Below are 448 nucleotides of genomic sequence, written 5' to 3' on the forward strand. Positions count from 1 at the left end.
ATCATTAGCCATACCCGATGCTACACGGGCGATCAGATCGGCGGTCGCGGGGGCAAGAATAACCAGGTCGGCGCATTTCCCCAACTCGATATGCCCCATCGCGGCTTCGGCGGCAGGGTCAAGCAGACTGTCGGACACCGGATAACCCGACACTGCCTGTAAGCTCAGGGGGGTAATAAAGGCTTTTGCCGCCTCGGTCATTGCCACGCGCACGTCAGCGCCGCGGTCACGTAAACGGCGTACCAGCTCCGGCGTTTTATACGCAGCGATACCGCCGCTAACGCCGAGAACAATTTTTTTACCGGCCAGGCTCATCATGTCTTTCCTGTTGGGTGATTTTGAAAGGCGGCTATTTTATCACAATCTCTACGGCGTCGTGTCTTTGCCTGCGCTCCACTTTGCGAGGCGCTACGCAAGAACAAAATCGGGGCGTCGATCTCTCCCAAAG

At 56.9% G+C, this 448-nt stretch carries 1 protein-coding gene; it reads right to left on the bottom strand.

Annotated features, from left to right (window positions below):
• Positions 1 to 318 (bottom strand): flavoprotein (locus KUA11_RS17160; protein ID WP_302480905.1); only part of this gene is annotated, 318 nt, incomplete at its 3' end.
• Positions 319 to 448 lie beyond the last annotated feature (130 nt).

Origin of the sequence: Acetobacter estunensis (assembly GCF_019083805.1) — a bacterium.
Classification (GTDB): domain Bacteria; phylum Pseudomonadota; class Alphaproteobacteria; order Acetobacterales; family Acetobacteraceae; genus Acetobacter; species Acetobacter estunensis_A.